16 protein-coding genes and 2 pseudogenes are annotated in these 17958 nt (G+C 41.7%); 12 read left to right on the top strand and 6 right to left on the bottom strand.

Translation table 11 applies throughout. The features are described from left to right. Nucleotides 1-207 precede the first annotated feature (207 nt). The 5 genes from asp1 to ABUE36_RS01320 all read left to right on the top strand — a co-directional run bounded on the left by asp1 (nt 208) and on the right by ABUE36_RS01320 (nt 5017). Nucleotides 208-1770, top strand: a complete 1563-nt coding sequence (asp1, locus tag ABUE36_RS01300; protein WP_421017027.1) for an accessory Sec system glycosyltransferase Asp1 — start codon at nt 208-210, stop codon at nt 1768-1770. A gap of 3 nt (nt 1771-1773) precedes the next feature. Next, nucleotides 1774-2499: a hypothetical protein gene (locus ABUE36_RS01305; protein ID WP_178941839.1), complete on the top strand. Its 726-nt coding sequence runs from the start codon at nt 1774-1776 to the stop codon at nt 2497-2499. Nucleotides 2500-2659: 160 nt separating this feature from the next. After that, nucleotides 2660-3316 (top strand): HAD family hydrolase, encoded by a 657-nt coding sequence (locus tag ABUE36_RS01310; protein ID WP_178941840.1) that lies wholly within the window; start codon nt 2660-2662, stop codon nt 3314-3316. Between the two features lie 11 nt (nt 3317-3327). After that, nucleotides 3328-3921 carry an RdgB/HAM1 family non-canonical purine NTP pyrophosphatase gene (gene rdgB / locus ABUE36_RS01315; RefSeq protein WP_178941841.1) on the top strand — a complete coding sequence of 198 codons (594 nt, stop codon included), beginning with the start codon at nt 3328-3330 and terminating at the stop codon, nt 3919-3921. Nucleotides 3922-3928: 7 nt separating this feature from the next. Beyond that, nucleotides 3929-5017 carry a PfkB family carbohydrate kinase gene (locus ABUE36_RS01320; RefSeq protein WP_421017028.1) on the top strand — a complete coding sequence of 363 codons (1089 nt, stop codon included), beginning with the start codon at nt 3929-3931 and terminating at the stop codon, nt 5015-5017. 14 nt (nt 5018-5031) lie between these two features. Here ABUE36_RS01320 and ABUE36_RS01325 read toward each other — a convergent pair whose 3' ends face one another. Next, nucleotides 5032-5961: an IS30-like element ISLpl1 family transposase gene (locus tag ABUE36_RS01325; protein ID WP_096109805.1), complete on the bottom strand. Its 930-nt coding sequence runs from the start codon at nt 5959-5961 to the stop codon at nt 5032-5034. A 392-nt stretch (nt 5962-6353) separates the two neighbouring features. On the opposite strand from ABUE36_RS01325, the gene ABUE36_RS01330 reads away from it, so the two are divergent. From ABUE36_RS01330 to ABUE36_RS01345, 4 genes are read left to right on the top strand one after another with little or no spacing between them, the layout of a single operon-like run. Then, the gene (locus tag ABUE36_RS01330; protein ID WP_178941843.1) at nt 6354-7313 is read left to right on the top strand and encodes a PfkB family carbohydrate kinase; all 960 of its coding nucleotides are present in this window, start codon (nt 6354-6356) and stop codon (nt 7311-7313) included. Between the two features lie 14 nt (nt 7314-7327). Further along, on the top strand, nt 7328-8020 hold the full coding sequence (locus ABUE36_RS01335; RefSeq protein ID WP_017263033.1) for a phosphoribosylanthranilate isomerase: 693 nt from the start codon (nt 7328-7330) through the stop codon (nt 8018-8020). A gap of 40 nt (nt 8021-8060) precedes the next feature. Beyond that, on the top strand, nt 8061-8690 hold the full coding sequence (locus tag ABUE36_RS01340; protein ID WP_017263032.1) for a YczE/YyaS/YitT family protein: 630 nt from the start codon (nt 8061-8063) through the stop codon (nt 8688-8690). A gap of 6 nt (nt 8691-8696) precedes the next feature. Then, nucleotides 8697-9854 (top strand): iron-containing alcohol dehydrogenase, encoded by a 1158-nt coding sequence (locus tag ABUE36_RS01345; protein WP_178941844.1) that lies wholly within the window; start codon nt 8697-8699, stop codon nt 9852-9854. Nucleotides 9855-9981: 127 nt separating this feature from the next. On the opposite strand, the gene ABUE36_RS01350 is transcribed toward ABUE36_RS01345, so the two are convergent. Both ABUE36_RS01350 and ABUE36_RS01355 read right to left on the bottom strand, forming a co-directional pair. Next, nucleotides 9982-10911: an IS30-like element ISLpl1 family transposase gene (locus ABUE36_RS01350; protein ID WP_096109805.1), complete on the bottom strand. Its 930-nt coding sequence runs from the start codon at nt 10909-10911 to the stop codon at nt 9982-9984. Nucleotides 10912-11007: 96 nt separating this feature from the next. Beyond that, nucleotides 11008-11166: pseudogene (locus tag ABUE36_RS01355) on the bottom strand (helix-turn-helix domain-containing protein); the annotation flags it as partial. A 104-nt stretch (nt 11167-11270) separates the two neighbouring features. On the opposite strand from ABUE36_RS01355, the pseudogene ABUE36_RS01360 reads away from it, so the two are divergent. From ABUE36_RS01360 to rihA, 3 genes and pseudogenes are all read left to right on the top strand, one after another. Beyond that, a pseudogene (locus tag ABUE36_RS01360) lies at nt 11271-12365 on the top strand (NupC/NupG family nucleoside CNT transporter); the annotation flags it as partial. A 65-nt stretch (nt 12366-12430) separates the two neighbouring features. Continuing rightward, entirely contained in the window at nt 12431-12778 is a 348-nt protein-coding gene (locus ABUE36_RS01365; protein ID WP_161002375.1) for a hypothetical protein, read from the top strand. Between the two features lie 27 nt (nt 12779-12805). Further along, entirely contained in the window at nt 12806-13747 is a 942-nt protein-coding gene (gene rihA, locus ABUE36_RS01370; protein ID WP_161002374.1) for a pyrimidine-specific ribonucleoside hydrolase RihA, read from the top strand. A gap of 67 nt (nt 13748-13814) precedes the next feature. Here the strand turns inward: rihA and ABUE36_RS01375 are convergent, their stop codons facing one another. From ABUE36_RS01375 to ABUE36_RS01385, 3 genes are all read right to left on the bottom strand, one after another. Beyond that, complete coding sequence (locus tag ABUE36_RS01375; RefSeq protein ID WP_421017029.1) at nt 13815-15320, bottom strand: alpha-N-arabinofuranosidase; 1506 nt, start codon at nt 15318-15320, stop codon at nt 13815-13817. A 109-nt stretch (nt 15321-15429) separates the two neighbouring features. Next, nucleotides 15430-16701, bottom strand: coding sequence for an oligosaccharide MFS transporter (locus ABUE36_RS01380; RefSeq protein ID WP_421017030.1), 1272 nt, complete (start codon nt 16699-16701; stop codon nt 15430-15432). A gap of 29 nt (nt 16702-16730) precedes the next feature. Next, the gene (locus tag ABUE36_RS01385) at nt 16731-17705 is read right to left on the bottom strand and encodes a family 43 glycosylhydrolase (RefSeq protein ID WP_421017031.1); all 975 of its coding nucleotides are present in this window, start codon (nt 17703-17705) and stop codon (nt 16731-16733) included. Between the last annotated feature and the right edge of the window lie 253 nt (nt 17706-17958).

The following is a 17958-nucleotide window of genomic DNA, read 5'->3' on the forward strand; positions in this document are numbered from 1 at the left end:
ATACAAAAAATGTAGGAAAACCAACAGTTCTAACCTGCCGTTTTCCTACATTTTACGGGTGCCTTTTACAAGGATAAGATAACGTCTTTTTTTCAAGAACACAACAGTAGAAAATTGTACAAAATACAGGCGTTAGCGTTAACTCTAGGGAATACGAAAGTGGTTAAATAAAGGTAGGATAAATAACGGAAACGAGGGAGTGGCAACATGATTTATTTTGTTGATTTTTCAGTTCCGGAAAAGAAATCAGGAATTGAGCATGCCGAATTAAAACGGCTCGCGCTATTTCGTGATCACGGGATGGCCGCACGACTGCTGACACGTGATTATAGTCCGCGGTTACATTGGAACCTTAATGAAGCTCAAGTTAGTGATGCTGAAAGTATGAACATGTTTGACTACTTTCAGGGAGCTTTGGCTGCCGCATCACAGCCGTTGACCATGAATGATTTACGCTTTCCTGCTAACCATGAAGGTTTGGACATCCAGTGGCACGAGGATGAGGGCCGTTTTTATGTACTTCAGAACGGTCAGTTATACCGGCGTGTAAGTCTGTTCTCAGGTACACAGCAAGTTAGCAGCGTTCAATTGTTTGACCGCTTCGGCAATTTATACCGTATTGATCAATACGACTGTCGTGGTTTTAAAACCATGGAACAATATTATTCTCAAGACAACAAGGTGGATATGGAGCGGTATCTACGGTTGGATGGTACACCGGCAATCATTCGCTATTTAAAAAATGATGCAGGTGGTAACGAAATCGATAGCCGTTATACGTTGGTTGACTATCAAGGCCATGATTACGATTTCGATGGGATGAAAACGTTCCTTCGTTTTTACCTGGATGAAGTTGCCAAACATGATCCGCAGGTGAGTGTCTTCATTTCAGACCGGACAATGATTGATGATTGGTCCATTAGTCATATGACGGCTAAAGCGTATAAAGTTTTGCACTTACATAATTCACAAACGGTGGATGCCAACGATCCGGCCCATGCAGCGCTAAACTACAATTATGCGTATGCTTTGCATAACCTTCAGGATTGGGACGCCATCGTAACGGCGACTAAACAGCAGGCACAGGATGTAAAGGATCGTTTCAAACCGACGATTCCAGTATTCACAATTCCGGTTGGAATTGTGCCGGCAGCAACATTGTCGATTCCCCATGTGCCAATGGCTGAACGAACCCCAGGCAAAGTGATTGCCGTGGCGCGGATCGCCAACGAAAAACGGCTGGATGATTTAATTAAAGCCGTTCATCAGGCTCGTGAATCAGTTGATAACGTGACATTGGATATTTACGGCTATGAAAATTCAGAAGATAACTTTGCTGAGCCCAAGAAGATTAAAAAAGTTATTAAGGATCTAGATATGGGTGATGTAGTGACGCTAAAGGGTTATGTTCCTAATTTGACACCCGTATATAATTCGGCGCAGATATTTGGTTTGACCAGCAGGATGGAGGGCTTTGACTTGGCCCTACTGGAAGCCGTTTCACACGGTGTCGTTGGTTTAGCTTACGATGTTAATTATGGTCCTGCGGAAATTATCGAAAACGGCAAAAATGGCCGATTAGTTGATTTAGGCAATTGGCATCAAATGGCAGACCGACTCGTTAAAATGCTTAAAAATCCTGCTCGCTTACAAGAATATAGTGACGCAGCATACGCCAGTGCTAGTCGTTTCGGTGCTGAGCCCGTTTGGAATGCTTGGGTTCAGTTACTTATTGATGCTAATTCTAAAGTTGCGGACAAGGAGGGTTAGACAATGGATTTTTTATTGGATAATCGACTAATTAGTCAAGATGCGGATGTTGTCAAGGAAGCGGTGGATCAGTACAAACTCTTTTTGCCGAGTCATCCGGACGCTCAACTTTTGATTACACAGTACACGCCTGAACTAGCCCGCATTTTGGCAAAGGTGGATATCAAACCTAACCGCGTGTTAAGCGTCTTTAACTTATTGCAGCAGGCTGTTCACGTACCGCAGAAAAAGTTAACCAGTGAACAGTTGACTAGAATTCCGCCACTTTATTCTGTTTTGCCAAATGGTAAAAACAAGGCTAGGGTCGAAGAAGCCGATGCACCGTTAGCACATATCAATTACTATCCTGAAAGTGGTGAACAAGTTGAAAGCGTCGAACACGTTGATCGTGTTGGCAATGTGACTTCAATTGATACTTATGATTGTCGTGGCTTTCTTTCACGTACACAGACTTTTCATCGCAATCATGCGTTGGCAACGGAACAATATTTCACGGCAGATGGTACTGAGGCCTGTTTAAATATTTTTATGAACAATGATCAAGGTCAGCTGACCAACACCGTTTGTCGCGTAATGAATTCGCGCGATGAAATTTATGAGTATGATAATTTGGAACAACTTTTAGGGTTAACGTTAGACCGCTATGCTAAAGAGCAAGATGGTGTCCGAATCTATACGAATGAAGCACATATCATTCCGACAGACATCACCATTTCACCAATTGGATAAACTAAAATTCAAGCGCAGTCCGCACTGGTATCAAAGTGAGGACTGTGCTTTGCTTTTGCATTTTCAATAATTGAATCACAGCTAGGTAACGAAACATGATAAACTGATAATAATTTGCGAATCTTAACAATAATGAATTCGCGTGAGTGGGAGCAGGATAATGACTAAGTTTTTAACGTTTGATTGTTATGGCACCTTGTTAAATGAGGATGGCACCTATAATGAAATTGAACGGCTGGCAGAGCAGATTGGTGTTGATCAGAAGCTGGCGCGACAACGCTTCATTAGTTATCAGGATGACCGCAACAACATGCATCCATATATCGACTACGATTTGTTGACCCGCAATAATCTGATCCATCTCGATTATCAGTTTGGCCTTGAACATCAGTTTGAACGCTACTATGTAGAGGTTCTGCAAGCCCATCGAGAGTTGACGCCATTCCCCGAGGTCATTGAAACACTGCAAACCTTTGTTGATCGTGGCTATAAACTTGTCATGATGTCCAATTCATCGTGGGATATCATTCCGTTTAACGCCAAGACGCTACGAGTGCCATTCGACGTTTGGACCGCAGAGGATGTGCATGCCTACAAACCGGATTTGAAGTTTTTCAGGGCAATTGAACAGCGTTATCATTTCAATAACGACAATCACATTCACATTGCGCAAGGCTATGACAGTGATGTCGTGCCTTGTGCTGAACTTGGTTGGAATTGTATTTGGGTCAACCGTGATGGGCGCAAACCTGCTGGTAGTGAACGACCGATGCATGAGGTACGTACGTTGGATGAAGTGATGCAATATTTGGATTAAAGGAGTTTGACATGACAAAGCTAGTGATTGCGACTGGAAACCAGAATAAGGCGAAAGAATATCGAGAGATGTTGCCGACTGAACTAGGTGTTGATGTCGCCACACTTAAGGATTTGGAAAATGTTCCTGACATTATAGAAAACGGAACAACATTTGCTCAAAACGCTAGAATTAAAGCAACTACCATCATGGAACATTTTAATTTACTTGTGTTGGCTGACGATTCAGGGCTAATGGTCGAAGCACTAAATGGTGAGCCTGGCGTTCATTCTGCTCGATATGCAGGAGATCATGACGATAAGGCTAATCGTGAAAAATTGTTAAATAAGTTAAATGATGTGTCAAATCGTTCAGCAACGTTTCATACGACGATTTATGCCATTAAACCAGATGGAAATGTATTGGAAGTTGCCGGTGAGGTTAAGGGGCAAATCGTTGAGGCACCACGTGGTAGTGAAGCATTTGGATACGACTGTTTGTTCCAACCCGATGGTGAGTCGCGGACGTTTGGCGAAATGACCGGTGAAGAAAAAGACGCAATCAGTCATCGTGGTCGGGCAATGCGAAAGTTTTTAGAGAGCTTTGACCAGTGGTGGCAGAACTGAGGTAATTATGACAGATCGAGAAGAACAAATTTTATCATGGATCAAACAAAATCCAATGATAAGCCAAAATGAACTGGCAGAATTAGCAGGTATCACTCGGTCAGGCGTGGCAGCTCATATTTCCAATTTGATGAAAAAGGGTTATTTGCGCGGCAAGGGGTATATTGTCACGCCACCAAGTTACGTGACTGTTATCGGTGGCATCAACATGGATATTTTTGGTGTGGCTGATGAAAACGTGATTGACAAAAGTTCTAACGCTGGACATGTTTATTATGCAGTAGGTGGACTTGGTCGTAATATTGCCCTTAATTTACGCAAACTCGGTGTTCAAAACTATTTCATTTCCGTCTATGGCGATGATAACAATGGTGAACAGTTTAAGGCAGACGCGTTGGCAAATGATATGGACATTACGTATTCCAAACAGTTTGCTGATACCAATTCGTCGACTTATTTATATGTCAATCAACCTGGTGGCGATCGCGTGGTTGGTCTTGATGATATGAGCATCAACGATCGGATTACACCGGAGTTTTTGGAAGATCGTGAAGATATGATTAACAATTCGACAGCAGTTGTTATTGATTCGAATCTTCCACAACAGACCATTGAGTGGTTGTACGAACACTGTCAACGACCGATGTTTGCTAAGGCAGTTTCGGTTACTAAAGCTGGCAGACTGTTGAAAGGTATTGGTCATTTAAATACGCTTGTCCTCAATGCGGTTGAATCAAAGACCTTATCTGGAATTGAGGCTACTGACAAGCACACGGCGATTCAAGCAGCTCAACGAATAATAGATAAAGGCGTTAATAACGTGTTTTTGTATATTGATGAAGTGGGCATGTTGTATCAAGATGAGCGTCATCAGTTATTTTATCCGGAGCAAAAGATAAACCAACGTAATACTAATGGAGCCGGAGCAGCTGCCACAGCAGCATTAGTATGGGCACATAAAAATGAAATGTCATTTGAGGATAGTGGTCAGTTGGCTAACGCTGCTGCATATCTTAGTATGGAGAGCATTCAGGCAGTGAATGAAAATCTGACTCACAGAACGCTCGAACTTAAGCGTCATGAACTGTTTGAATAAGGTAGATTGCAAATTTAATCCGAATTTTTGGACAAATTGGTCAGCATAACCTGATACGGTGTTTTCCAGTCAAGTATTTTAAGCGGTCTCTGGTTAATTTGGAGTAACGTCGTCGTTAAATCTTGAGCACTAATGTGCTCAAAACGAGTCCCCTTAGGATAAAAATAACGTAAATTCCGATTAAAGCGTTCATTACTACCACGTTCAGCTGGCGTATAAGCATGACAGTAATAGGTCTTAATACCATATTGTGATTCAAATGATACTAGCCCACTAAACTCAGTACCACGGTCCACAGTAAAACTGTGCACCGGTCCATTAAAAGTTGTTAGGAACTTAGTCAGTGCTTCATTAACACTCGCTGTCGTTCGGTCCTTTAACCGATATGCCCAAAGGAACCGTGATTTGCGATCGATTAAAGTTAATAAAACTGCCTTACTATGCCCACGAGGGCCAACGACGGTATCTAGTTCAAAATCACCGATGCGATTACGTTGATTAATCATCATGGGACGCTGTTCAATCGATCGCCCCAAAGATTGATTATATTTGGATCGTTGGTCAACGTTACGCCGTTGGCGTACGCCATGTTCAGGTAGATCATTCAAGGAGAAACCAATTCTCCCCTGATTTAGCCAATTATAAATAGATTTAGTCGCTAGTTTAAATTCGTGAGCAATCATTCCTGGTGACCAGCTTAGATGTAAATGGTTGAGAATTGTTTGCTTTAACTCATCGCTCAGCTTAGTTTTCCGACCACATCGTGATCGCTTGTATTCGGCATCTGTTTGTGCTAATTCAGCCTGATAAGGTTGACATCGAGATAATTCATAAGAAATTGTTGACGGTGATCGGTTCAGCCGAACGCCCATTTGGATATTGGACAGCCCTAGTTCACAAAAGGTTTCGATTTTAATTCGTTCGGAATAGGTTATACTAGACAAAAGATCAGCTCCTAAAAGATGGGTTTGTTGTAAACACCATTTTAAAGGAAGCTGATCTTTTTTGTCCGAACAGCGTTCGGATTAATTTTACAATCTACTATAAAAATAAAATTTAGTTAGATGAAGACCTTGTAGGAAACTGCAGGGTCTTTTTGCTTGCTCGGAAACGGCGGCCAATGAGTGTTGATTATTATTAAAATGGATCTTTGTGAATAAAAAAATAAATTAAACCGCTAACTATGTATGTACAAAGGGTTTGCTAGTTCGCTTTATGAAAGCGGTAACTTTTTTGTTGACAGGGCGAGACAATGGGTATAGATTCTAAAGTATCAAATGTTTATGCGCATAAACAAATGTCAGCAAAGGGTGAATTCAAATTAAGGAGAACAATTATGATGAATTATTCACAAGCTGTTTCACCTGACGATTATGTTGTTGTAATCGGTGGCATGAACATGGATATCTTTGGCATGCCAAGTGACAAAGTCGTTGATCGAGATTCAAACCCAGGAATAGTCGGAATGTCGGTTGGCGGGGTTGGTCAAAACATTGCACAAAATTTGGCTCATTTGGAAGTGCCAACGTACTTAATTACCGTATATGGTGATGACTACAATGGTCAATTACTAAAGACATCCTGTGAAAATAATCATATTCATCTAGACTATGCAGAACAGCTAGCGCATCAGCGTTCATCCACCTACATGTACATTACGGATGAAACGGGTGACATGCTTGTTGGTGTGAATGATATGGATATTTGTAAGCAGATCACACCGGAGTTTTTAAAACAGAGATTAGATTTTATTAACGACGCCACGATTTGCCTATTAGATGCTAATCTTGATCCTTCTACGCTGAATTGGATTGGCGCGCACGTGACAGCCCCATTGTTTGGCGACACTGTGTCCACGATTAAAGCACCTCATTTTGATGGCATTTTAGATAAAATGACGGTTTTAAAACCCAATGCATTAGAAGCATCGTTGCTGTCTGGCGTTAAAATAACGGATTTGAATACGGCCAAACGTGCTGCAGAAGTTTTGCTTGATAAAGGTATTGCAAATATTTTCATCTCGATGGGGGCACAAGGAATTTTATGTGCGAATAAAGATGACATGGCATTTGTTAAACCCTTTAAAACAACGATTGTTAATGCGAATGGGGCTGGCGATTGCGGAATGGCAGCCATAACCTGGAGCTACTTTGATGAACCTGATCGCCCGCTACATGAAATTGGACGAATTGCACAGGCCGCTTCAAGTATCGCTCTAGAAAGTGACAAATCTGTTCCTGATATTACCCCAAAACTGGTTCAACAAAAATTAATGAGTGACACAATTGCAAATTAACGGAGGCAAAAGTAATGATTAAACAAATTTATTCCCTAATTCAGTATGACGAAAGTGTTAAGACAATGGACGCCGGCGCGGACAATATTGGTTTGGTTCCAATGCAAAATGGAGGTGTTCCCGCACATCGCGTACCGCTAGACCGTGTTCGCAAAATCTTTGATGAAGCCAAGCGGCGTGGCGTTACCTCTGTTGCAATCATGCTTACAAATGATCCAGAAGAAATGCTGAAGCTTGGTGAAGAAATTCAACCTGATATTTTGCACATTGCGGGTGACGGGTACGCGGCAGATGAGACGTTTGCCAAACGCTTAAAAGATGTTGCCCCACATACAAAGTTGATGCAAGCCGTATTGGTTGATAATGAATCGGCTATTGACCGGGCCAAAAAGTTTGAGCCGTTTGTTGATTACATTTTGTTGGATTCTGGTCTTGCACATGACACTGGTATTGGTGCAAGCGGTCAAACACATGATTGGAATATTGACGCGCAGATTGTTAAAGCCGTTAATGTGCCAGTCATTGAAGCGGGTGGACTTGGACCTGATAACGTAGCTGATGCGATTAAGAAAATTCGACCATACGGTGTTGATTCATTAACGAAAACAAGTATTAAGTATGAAGGCGGCAACATGGAAAAAGATATCGACAAAGTTCGTGCCTTCTGTGAGAATGCTGACGCTGCTGCCAAGGAATTGGGACTGTAAAGCAACGTTAAAATTCTAAAGAAGTTAAGGGAAGGATTGCGTGACAAAAAATCGACTTACCGTAAAAAAAACAGTTATCGCGCTAGTTGGCATTTTTCTGGTTTGCATCGGCGTGGCCTTTAATAACAACACACGATTAGGTAATGACCCAGTCGGAATTATTTACGATGGCTTGCGGGCTGCGTTTCACATTCCACGAGTTCAACTAGGAATGGTTTCCAATGTGTTAAACATTTTTCTGATTTTGCTACTATTTCTCGTTGGTCGTCATTACGTAAATGTTGGTACTGTCATGTATTTAGTGCCGTATGGCATGTTTATTACGATTGGTTCGCATCTATATCCACATATATTTACAAATGACGCACTAATTACACGTTTAACTGGCGGTGCAACAGGAATCATCCTGTATTACATCGGGATTAGCTTGTTTGTAGCTGCCGACATAGGTGTTGATCCATTTAACGGATTTATGTTGACCATTCGAGATAAAACAGGCTGGAGCATGCGGCGTAGCAAAATGACATTTGATGTTTGTTTAATGCTTGCTGGTTTTTTGATGGGTGGCAAGTTTGGCATTATCACAATTGTCACAGCATTGACTACCGGGCCAACTATTCAAGCATTGAGTGAATTGATTCAAAAAAGAGTATTTATGGAAAGGACTTAATAAAAGATGGACTTTAAGTTACTTCAAAAAGTTAAAGTTGTCAGCACCAATCACCTTGATGAAACTCTCTTAGAGATTATGAAAACAGAAAATTATCAACGACCACTGTTCGTCATGGATCACTTTTTATCACAAGTAGAAATTGTCCAAGATGTTCAAACCGAGCTACAAGCAAATGGCATTGAATATGCAGTGTTCGATAAAGTCGTTTCAGATCCGCCAACCAGTGTTGTTGATGCTGGTGTAGCAGCTTTTAAAGAGCACAAGGCAGATAGCATTATTGCAATTGGGGGTGGCAGCTCGATTGATGTTGCCCGCGGTATTAACATTGTCCGCATAAACGGTGGAAAAATTTCAGATTATGTAGATCCACAAGTGACAATTAAAACTTGTCCAGGGCTGATTGCCGTGCCGACGACATCTGGGACAGGTAGCGAGATGTCTAACGCACTGGTTGTTACTGACGAAGCAAGCAAACAAAAGCTGGCAATTCTGGCAGATGATGCGGTTAGTGAATACGCGGTCCTGAATCCTGATTTGTTATTGTCATTACCTAAAAACATGACAATTGCTACAGGACTAGATGCTTTCTCTCACGCTGCAGAAGGCTACCTTTCTAAATTGGCATCGCCAGTAACCGATGCTATTTGTGAGAAAGTTATGTTCCTACTATATAATTACTTGCCACGAGCGGTTAAAAACGGTAATGATCGAGAAGCTCGTGAACGGGTTATGGTAGCAGCAACTTTGGCAGGATGGATGTTAAATAATGCAGGTACCAATGTTGGTCATTCAATGGCACATGTGTTGGGATCTAAATATCATATTGTTCACGGGGAAGCCGTCGCATATGCCTTACCTGGTGTCCTTCGTTTTGTTGGGCCCGTTATGCCACATAAGGTCAGAGAAATTGGCCAGATTTTAGGTGCTGTTTATCCTGAAAATGCACCTGAGGAACAGACAACCTTAATTGCGGAACGGACTTATAAAGATTTCCGTGATCAGATTCTTGGCTTGCATCCATTTAGTGATTACAAGATTAGCCACGAAGAGTTGGCAACCAATGCAGAGGCCGTTGCAAATGAACGCTTTGCAGGTAATACACCTCGCGAAGTTACTGTCGATGCGGCTGAAACACTGTTGGCCTCGTACGGAAAACAATAAAACATAGAAGGGTAGTCGGAAATTATGAACTTTGTGTTCTTATTAACCGGGTTAGCACTTGTGTTTGGGATTGGTTGGCTAATTAGTAGCAACCGTAGAAAAATTCGGTATAAGGTAGATTGCAAATTTAATCCGAATTTTTGGACAAATTGGTCAGCATAACCTGATACGGTGTTTTCCAGTCAAGTATTTTAAGCGGTCTCTGGTTAATTTGGAGTAACGTCGTCGTTAAATCTTGAGCACTAATGTGCTCAAAACGAGTCCCCTTAGGATAAAAATAACGTAAATTCCGATTAAAGCGTTCATTACTACCACGTTCAGCTGGCGTATAAGCATGACAGTAATAGGTCTTAATACCATATTGTGATTCAAATGATACTAGCCCACTAAACTCAGTACCACGGTCCACAGTAAAACTGTGCACCGGTCCATTAAAAGTTGTTAGGAACTTAGTCAGTGCTTCATTAACACTCGCTGTCGTTCGGTCCTTTAACCGATATGCCCAAAGGAACCGTGATTTGCGATCGATTAAAGTTAATAAAACTGCCTTACTATGCCCACGAGGGCCAACGACGGTATCTAGTTCAAAATCACCGATGCGATTACGTTGATTAATCATCATGGGACGCTGTTCAATCGATCGCCCCAAAGATTGATTATATTTGGATCGTTGGTCAACGTTACGCCGTTGGCGTACGCCATGTTCAGGTAGATCATTCAAGGAGAAACCAATTCTCCCCTGATTTAGCCAATTATAAATAGATTTAGTCGCTAGTTTAAATTCGTGAGCAATCATTCCTGGTGACCAGCTTAGATGTAAATGGTTGAGAATTGTTTGCTTTAACTCATCGCTCAGCTTAGTTTTCCGACCACATCGTGATCGCTTGTATTCGGCATCTGTTTGTGCTAATTCAGCCTGATAAGGTTGACATCGAGATAATTCATAAGAAATTGTTGACGGTGATCGGTTCAGCCGAACGCCCATTTGGATATTGGACAGCCCTAGTTCACAAAAGGTTTCGATTTTAATTCGTTCGGAATAGGTTATACTAGACAAAAGATCAGCTCCTAAAAGATGGGTTTGTTGTAAACACCATTTTAAAGGAAGCTGATCTTTTTTGTCCGAACAGCGTTCGGATTAATTTTACAATCTACTTTGTGCTAATTCAGCCTGATAAGGTTGACATCGAGATAATTCATAAGAAATTGTTGACGGTGATCGGTTCAGCCGAACGCCCATTTGGATATTGGACAGCCCTAGTTCACAAAAGGTTTCGATTTTAATTCGTTCGGAATAGGTTATACTAGACAAAAGATCAGCTCCTAAAAGATGGGTTTGTTGTAAACACCATTTTAAAGGAAGCTGATCTTTTTTGTCCGAACAGCGTTCGGATTAATTTTACAATCTACTATAAATCAATTGGAATTTTGTTTGCATTGCAGTTAATCATTTCGTTTTTATGTTTGCATACATCAGGTGGGGTTAAAACACTAGCTGGCATTTCGTCATTCTTTAACTGGCTAATGGTTCAAGCTGCCGGCGGGGTCAATTTTGTCTTTGGAGGATTGGTTATCAAACCCGGTGGTTCCGTGTTTTTCCTCAACGTTTTGATGCCGATCGTCTTTATTTCCGCTTTAGTCGGCATTTTGAATTACATTAAGGTATTGCCATTCATTATTAAGTGGACCGGTTGGGCATTGAACAAGGTTGCCGGAATGGGCGAACTTGAAAGTTACTTTGCCGTTTCCACCGCTATTTTGGGCCAACCAGAAGTATTTCTGACTGTTAAAGATCAGATTCCGAAGTTAAACGAACAACGTTTGTACACCATCTGTGCGTCAGCCATGAGTGCTGTATCAGCTGCCATGTTAGCATCGTATATGAAGATGGTTCCTGGTAAATTCGTTGTGGTCGCAGTCTTTTTGAACATTTTATCTGCATTAATTATTTCCTGTATTGTTAATCCATATGAAACGGAATCAAACGATGAACTCGTTCAAATCTCTAAAGGAAACAAAGAACCATTTTTCCAAGTTTTGGGTAATTACATTGTTGACGGCTTTCAACTAGCAATCACTGTTGGTGCAATGCTAATTGGGTTTGTGGCGTTGGTTACCTTCCTAAATAACACGTTCTTAGCTCTATTTAATGTCAGCTTTACGACGCTTATTGGGTATGTGTTCGCGCCGGTTGCGTTCTTAATGGGTGTGCCAAGTCATGACATTATTAAAGTTGGTAGCCTGATGGCAACGAAACTGATCACCAACGGATTCGTGGCCATGGGTACATTACATGGCATGACAGCCAGTTTGAGCGCGAAAGCAACGGCCATTATTTCTGCTTATCTTGTGTCATTTGCAAACTTTGGCACAGTTGGTATTATCACTGGTTCAATCAAGTCCATTAGCGAAGAACAAGGTGCCTATGTGGCAAAGTTCTCAATGAAGTTGCTTCTCGGTGCAACGCTGGCCTCTGTTTTGACTGGAACAATCGTCGGTTTGTACTTTTAAATAAACAATCTAGATAGGTGATTTTGATGAAGACGATAAAGTCAAGGCTCATAACGACAGTAATAATGGCAATTGTTTTATTTGTTAGCAGTAATTGGCTGGTCACCATTGAACATTTGCAGGGGCAGACAACAGGAATGCTGATTAGGTCTTCGGCTTTCGTGATTTTGTTATATGCGTGGGCACTCGTTCGTTTGCTGAGTACGAAGCGATTTGCCAAAGCGTTTATGATATTTGTAGATACAGTCTACCTTATGGGATTCGTAAGTATTATTGCGATCGCTAGTACAAAGTTGACAGGTTTTATACAAATTAGCGCAGTATTGATCGCCATTGTTGGTTTATTGGCTTGTTTAATCATCTTCTACTTAATCAAAAAGTACCCGCTAAACGTAGTTAACAAGGTAAACTAGGTACAGGTAACCTGAAAGGAGTTTGACATGACAAAGATTATTTTAGATTGTGACCCTGGACATGATGATGCGCTAGCAATGACTATGGCGATTGCTTCACCAAAGATTGAATTATCAGCTGTAACAACTTCAGCGGGGAATCAAACACCGGAAAAAACGCTAAACAATGCCATGCGGATGTTAACGTTAATGCATCGCGAAGATATTCCAGTTGCTGGCGGAAACCGGACACCGTTAGTTAACAAACTTGCAACGGCTGGTAATGTTCATGGTAAGACAGGGCTAGATGGTGCGGAACTGCCAGACCCAGATTTCAAACCACAGGATATGACAGCGATTGAATTAATGGCGAAAACCATTAGAGAGAGCAATGAAAAAGTTACGTTGGTTGTGACAGGACCGATGACGAATGCTGCCTTGTTCCTGCGTGTTTATCCAGAACTTGCAGATCGAATTGAACAAATTGTCTTCATGGGTGGCGCTATGGGGTTAGGAAACTGGACTCCATCTGTTGAGTTCAACATTTATGTGGACCCTGAAGCCGCTAAGATTGTGATGAATGCCGGAATTCCTTTGGTTATGGCACCGCTTAACGTTACGCACCAAGCACAGATATTGAAGGATGAAATTGAGTCCATTGATGATATTAAAAACCCCGTTGCACATGCGTTTCGTGGCTTGCTTGATTTCTTTGAAATCTATCACGAAAATCCAAAATGGGGATTCAAAGGTGCACCACTGCATGACCCATGTACCATTGCCTGGCTGATTGACCCGACGCTGTTTGAAAGTGAACAGATGAATGTCGATGTGGAAACACAAGGTGAATTAGTTAAGGGTGAAACGGTCTGTGATTACTATGAATTGACCGGTAAGCCGAAGAACACTAATGTGTTGCTGAAGGTTGACCGTGAACGGTTTATTAAGCTGATTATGGATTCGCTAAGGGCTTTTGATGACTTGAAGTAGGGGTTTGAATTTAAAAATGCATTGTTGCTACAAAATGGTTTTTTTGTAGTAACAATGCATTTTTGGGTTATTTAACTGCCATTCGAATCATATTCCAAGACAATGGTTTCAATTTGGCACTGATATTTTCGTCAGTAAGCTCAACACTAGCTAATGGCCGGATTGCCATCTTGCCATCGCGGTTATCAGCCTTAACGTCATAACCGTAAAACTGGGTTGCTTCTACGATGTGATCAATGTCAAAGCCAGTAGGATTGATTGATAAGTCGGCGTTTTCGTGTTGATTTTTATTTTCAGCAAAAACGATCAGTTCATTGGCATCCTTATTATAGATGGTGACACTGTCCATCAATGGAACATTTTTAAATTGACGAGAGTTGTATGTTGGGACATTGACACTGCTATTTAATACAACGCCATGACCATATGTTGCCATTTGCATGAATGGATAATAAATGGATTGCAACCACACGCTGCCGTTCGTGTCTGTCATAATTGGCGCAATAACGTTGACAAGTTGTGCAAGGCAAGCAATCTTAACGCGGTCAGCGTGTTTTAGTAATGTCATTAGTAAACTACCGACGAGTAAGGCGTCTTCAAAGTTATAAACATCTTCCAACAGGTGAGGACCAACCTGCCATGGTTTAATCTTGGTGTCGGCATCGTTTGAATGGTACCAAACATTCCATTCATCAAACGACAAGTTGATTTGTTTACTTGACCGTTTGCGGGCCTGAACCGCATCACACATAGCGATGACGCCACTGATGAATTGGTCCAAATCTTCGTTTTTAGCTAAGAAATTATCCAATTCGGTTGGGTCGTCATCGCCGTAATAACCATAGTAACGGTGTAAGGATAAGTAATCCACATTATCGTAGCATTCATCTAATACTGTTTCTTCCCAGGTGCCAAACGTTGGATTGTCGAGGGACGAACTGCCACAGGCGACAAGCTCAATACTATCATCCACTTGTTTCATGGCCTTAGCAGTTTCGTTAGCTAGATGTGCATATTCAGATGCGGTTTTAGTGCCAATCTCCCACGGACCATCCATTTCGTTACCTAAACACCAAGTTTTAATAGCAAATGGTTTGGAATCGCCATTTTTGGCACGCAGATTACTCAATTCAGTGCCGCTTGGAAAGTTACAGTACTCGACTAAATCGGCTGCTTCCTGAATGCCACGGGTCCCTAAATTAACCGCCATGTTTGGCACGGCCCCGACTTTCTTTGACCAGTGCATAAATTCATGCAGGCCAAATTGATTTGTTTCCAGTTCACGCCAAGCAATATCTAAGCGGGTTGGTCGTTGATTTTTGGGACCGATACCGTCTTCCCACCTGTATTGTGATAGGAAATTGCCACCGGGATAGCGAATCAATGGCACATGCGGGCTTTTGACAGCTTTAATAACGTCTTTTCGGAATCCTTCTTCATCTGCTTCGGGATGATCGGGTTGATAAATACCGGTGTAAACGGCTCGTCCTAGTTGTTCGATGAAGGAACCATAGATGCGATTATCAATTTTAGAAATGGCGTTAGAGACATTTACATTAACTTGTGCTTTCATTTTGATGATCACCTTTCATACTTTGCTTTATTAGTTATAAAAAAAGCCGTAAAGAGCGAGGCAATCGCGTTCTTTATGGCTTAATAAAATCATTTACATTTTCGATTGCCTAATTATCAGAATCATTTGCTGGCGTCGGCGCATCTTTTGGCGCCTCGACTTCACCAGCCTGTACTTTATCCTCTTTCTTCAAGAAGAATGCAGCGAACAGTGTAATGACGAAGACTAGAACACCCATCCAGATGTACGTGTGTTGGTAACCGATCACATCGTATAATTTACCGGCAACAGAGGAGAAAATGAAGACCGATATTTGCTTAGCAAAGTTAGACGCGAGGGCGTAAACCGTGGCGTATAGACGAATATCGAAGGCACCAGCGATGTACTTCATGATAGACGTTAACAGCAATGGCATTTCCAGTCCGGCAAGCAAACGGAAGAAGACAACCCAGCCCCAAGTTGGTGACAAAGCAGAACCTAAAATCCGAATGCAAGTGATGAAGCCGTAGATGATCAAACCATTTTTAGAACCGATTTTGTTGATGATCCATGGCATTGGGAACATGAGCAAGAATTCAATGGCCGTTTGACCGGAAGTCATGTAACTGTAAACCAATGTGCCTTGTGCGGCGGTGTGGAAGAACGTCTTGAAGAAGATGATGAATTGTTGGTCGAACACATCGAAAATAGCTGATGCGCCCATGTAGAAAATGGCCAGAACCCATAAGTTTTTAATCTTGAACACAGACATAACGGTCTTCATGTCCAAAGAGTTAGATGTGTCCCCAGCGGCAGAAGCGTTGTCCATGTCGATTTTGTCACTGAACAATAGTAAGCCAGTTAAGATAATGGCAGCAACGGTACATGCCCAGAAAATTGAGTCCGGTGACCACAGGAATAAACGACCGGCAATCAATGAAGCGACAACACCGGCAACAGAACCACCGACACGAGAGTGAGCATATTCAAACTTGTTTGCTAAACTGGCACGTTGAACATACTGTTCAATAACGGAAACCCCACCGTTTAAAACAAAGCTAAGGAAGGTCCCAGTGACAATGGCAACCAAGAAAGAATTGATATGGAGCAGTGGTAAGAAGACCCACTGAAAGTAAGGTCCGATAAAAATAGCAACAACAGAAATTAGAATAACTAAGTTCTTTTTGAATAAAAGTTTGTCAGAAACGACCCCGAAGATTGGTTGGAAAATAAGCGAAATTCCGGCCATCATGGAGAAAACAGCCCCAGATTCGGTTCCGTTTAAGTGACCAACTTGTTCCATCCATAGCGTTAAATAGCCATAGACGGTAGCCCAGATGAAGAAATAACTAAAGTGGGAGAAGGGAAACCCCCAGAAGTGTTTTGATTCAGTTTTTTGCATGATGTTTTTAACCTCTATTTTCTAAATGATTAGTCATAGTTGTAAGGCACTGGTTTGCCAAAGTTAGGGGTGCCATCATCGTTCCATGTAAAGGATTGAACCTTCGTATGGCGATTTGGATCATACAGTGGATCGCCCTTGATTTCCGTGTAGTCACGACAGTGGTAAACCAAAATATCCGTTTGACCGTCTTCAGCTACTGTGAAGGAATTGTGACCAGGTCCGAATTGATCATGGTCAAGATCACTTTGAAAGACTGGCTTTTCCGCCTTGTGCCACTGACTGGCATCAAGTAAATCAGCATTTTCATCAACACTTAGCATGCCCATGCAGTAGTTTTCATCGGTCGCACTGGCCGAATAAGTTAAGAAGTATCGACCATTACGATGGATAACGGCAGGGCCTTCATTTACCCAGAAAATCTTCGTTTCCCAGTCAAATTCAGGTTTGGTCAACATTACAGGCTTAGTTTTAAGTGTCCAAGGGTTAGCCATTTCAGCGATGTAAATGTTGGAATTACCCTTAATGTCTGGATCTTTTTGTGCCCAAACGTAGTACAACTTGTCGTTGGCTTCAAAGCACGTTGCGTCGAGTGAGAAAGAATCCATTGGCGTTTTAACTTGGCCATGTTCGATCCAATCATCTTCGCTGCGCATTGGATCAGCGTTATCACATTCAATACAGAACATACGGTGTTGGAACATGCCATTCTTGTCGAATGCCGTTGTTTCGGCTGCGGCAAAGTAGATAAACCACTTGCCGTCGATGTAATGAATCTCTGGTGCCCAGATCAACTGACTCATCGGGCCGCTGTCATGTTTACGCCAAATAGTTCTTGGTGCAGCATGGGCGAGGCCGGCCAATGTTTTGGCACGACGGATTTCAATGAGGTTATATGCAGGTACCGAAGAGGTGAAATAATAATAGCCGTCGGTGTGTTTATAAATAAATGGATCGGCGCGCTGCACAATTAGTGGATTAATGTAATCTGTTGCAGTTGTCATATCAACTTGTCCCTTCATGTCTTGTTTGTTAATCGGACGAACAACGTTAGCTAACTTGTTATCCTTTGTACAAGATTAGAGTACAGGCAGAAGCAAACGCTTACAATGGTATTTTAAATATTTGTTCGAATAAATTTGGATAATGTAAGCGTTTATATTATAATTTCAATGAAAGAAAACGCTTTATATTAATTTAAAGCAACTTAAATGTTGTTTGTTGTCGTCTGATAAACAAAAAGGTTGGTGTTATCTG

The sequence above is a fragment of the Furfurilactobacillus cerevisiae genome, assembly GCF_048961765.1.
In the GTDB taxonomy this organism is placed as follows: Bacteria; Bacillota; Bacilli; order Lactobacillales; family Lactobacillaceae; genus Furfurilactobacillus; species Furfurilactobacillus milii_A.

Excerpts from the sequence above, each read along its gene's own strand:
- ABUE36_RS01310 (WP_178941840.1), top strand. The coding sequence starts at position 2,660 with ATGACTAAGTTTTTAACGTTTGATTGTTATGGCACCTTGTTAAATGAG.
- asp1 (WP_421017027.1), top strand. The coding sequence starts at position 208 with ATGATTTATTTTGTTGATTTTTCAGTTCCGGAAAAGAAATCAGGAATT.
- ABUE36_RS01320 (WP_421017028.1), top strand. The coding sequence starts at position 3,929 with ATGACAGATCGAGAAGAACAAATTTTATCATGGATCAAACAAAATCCA.
- ABUE36_RS01380 (WP_421017030.1), bottom strand. The coding sequence starts at position 16,701 with ATGCAAAAAACTGAATCAAAACACTTCTGGGGGTTTCCCTTCTCCCAC.
- rihA (WP_161002374.1), top strand. The coding sequence starts at position 12,806 with ATGACAAAGATTATTTTAGATTGTGACCCTGGACATGATGATGCGCTA.
- ABUE36_RS01345 (WP_178941844.1), top strand. The coding sequence starts at position 8,697 with ATGGACTTTAAGTTACTTCAAAAAGTTAAAGTTGTCAGCACCAATCAC.
- ABUE36_RS01305 (WP_178941839.1), top strand. The coding sequence starts at position 1,774 with ATGGATTTTTTATTGGATAATCGACTAATTAGTCAAGATGCGGATGTT.
- ABUE36_RS01330 (WP_178941843.1), top strand. The coding sequence starts at position 6,354 with ATGATGAATTATTCACAAGCTGTTTCACCTGACGATTATGTTGTTGTA.
- ABUE36_RS01365 (WP_161002375.1), top strand. The coding sequence starts at position 12,431 with ATGGCAATTGTTTTATTTGTTAGCAGTAATTGGCTGGTCACCATTGAA.
- ABUE36_RS01375 (WP_421017029.1), bottom strand. The coding sequence starts at position 15,320 with ATGAAAGCACAAGTTAATGTAAATGTCTCTAACGCCATTTCTAAAATT.
- ABUE36_RS01335 (WP_017263033.1), top strand. The coding sequence starts at position 7,328 with ATGATTAAACAAATTTATTCCCTAATTCAGTATGACGAAAGTGTTAAG.
- ABUE36_RS01385 (WP_421017031.1), bottom strand. The coding sequence starts at position 17,705 with ATGACAACTGCAACAGATTACATTAATCCACTAATTGTGCAGCGCGCC.
- rdgB (WP_178941841.1), top strand. The coding sequence starts at position 3,328 with ATGACAAAGCTAGTGATTGCGACTGGAAACCAGAATAAGGCGAAAGAA.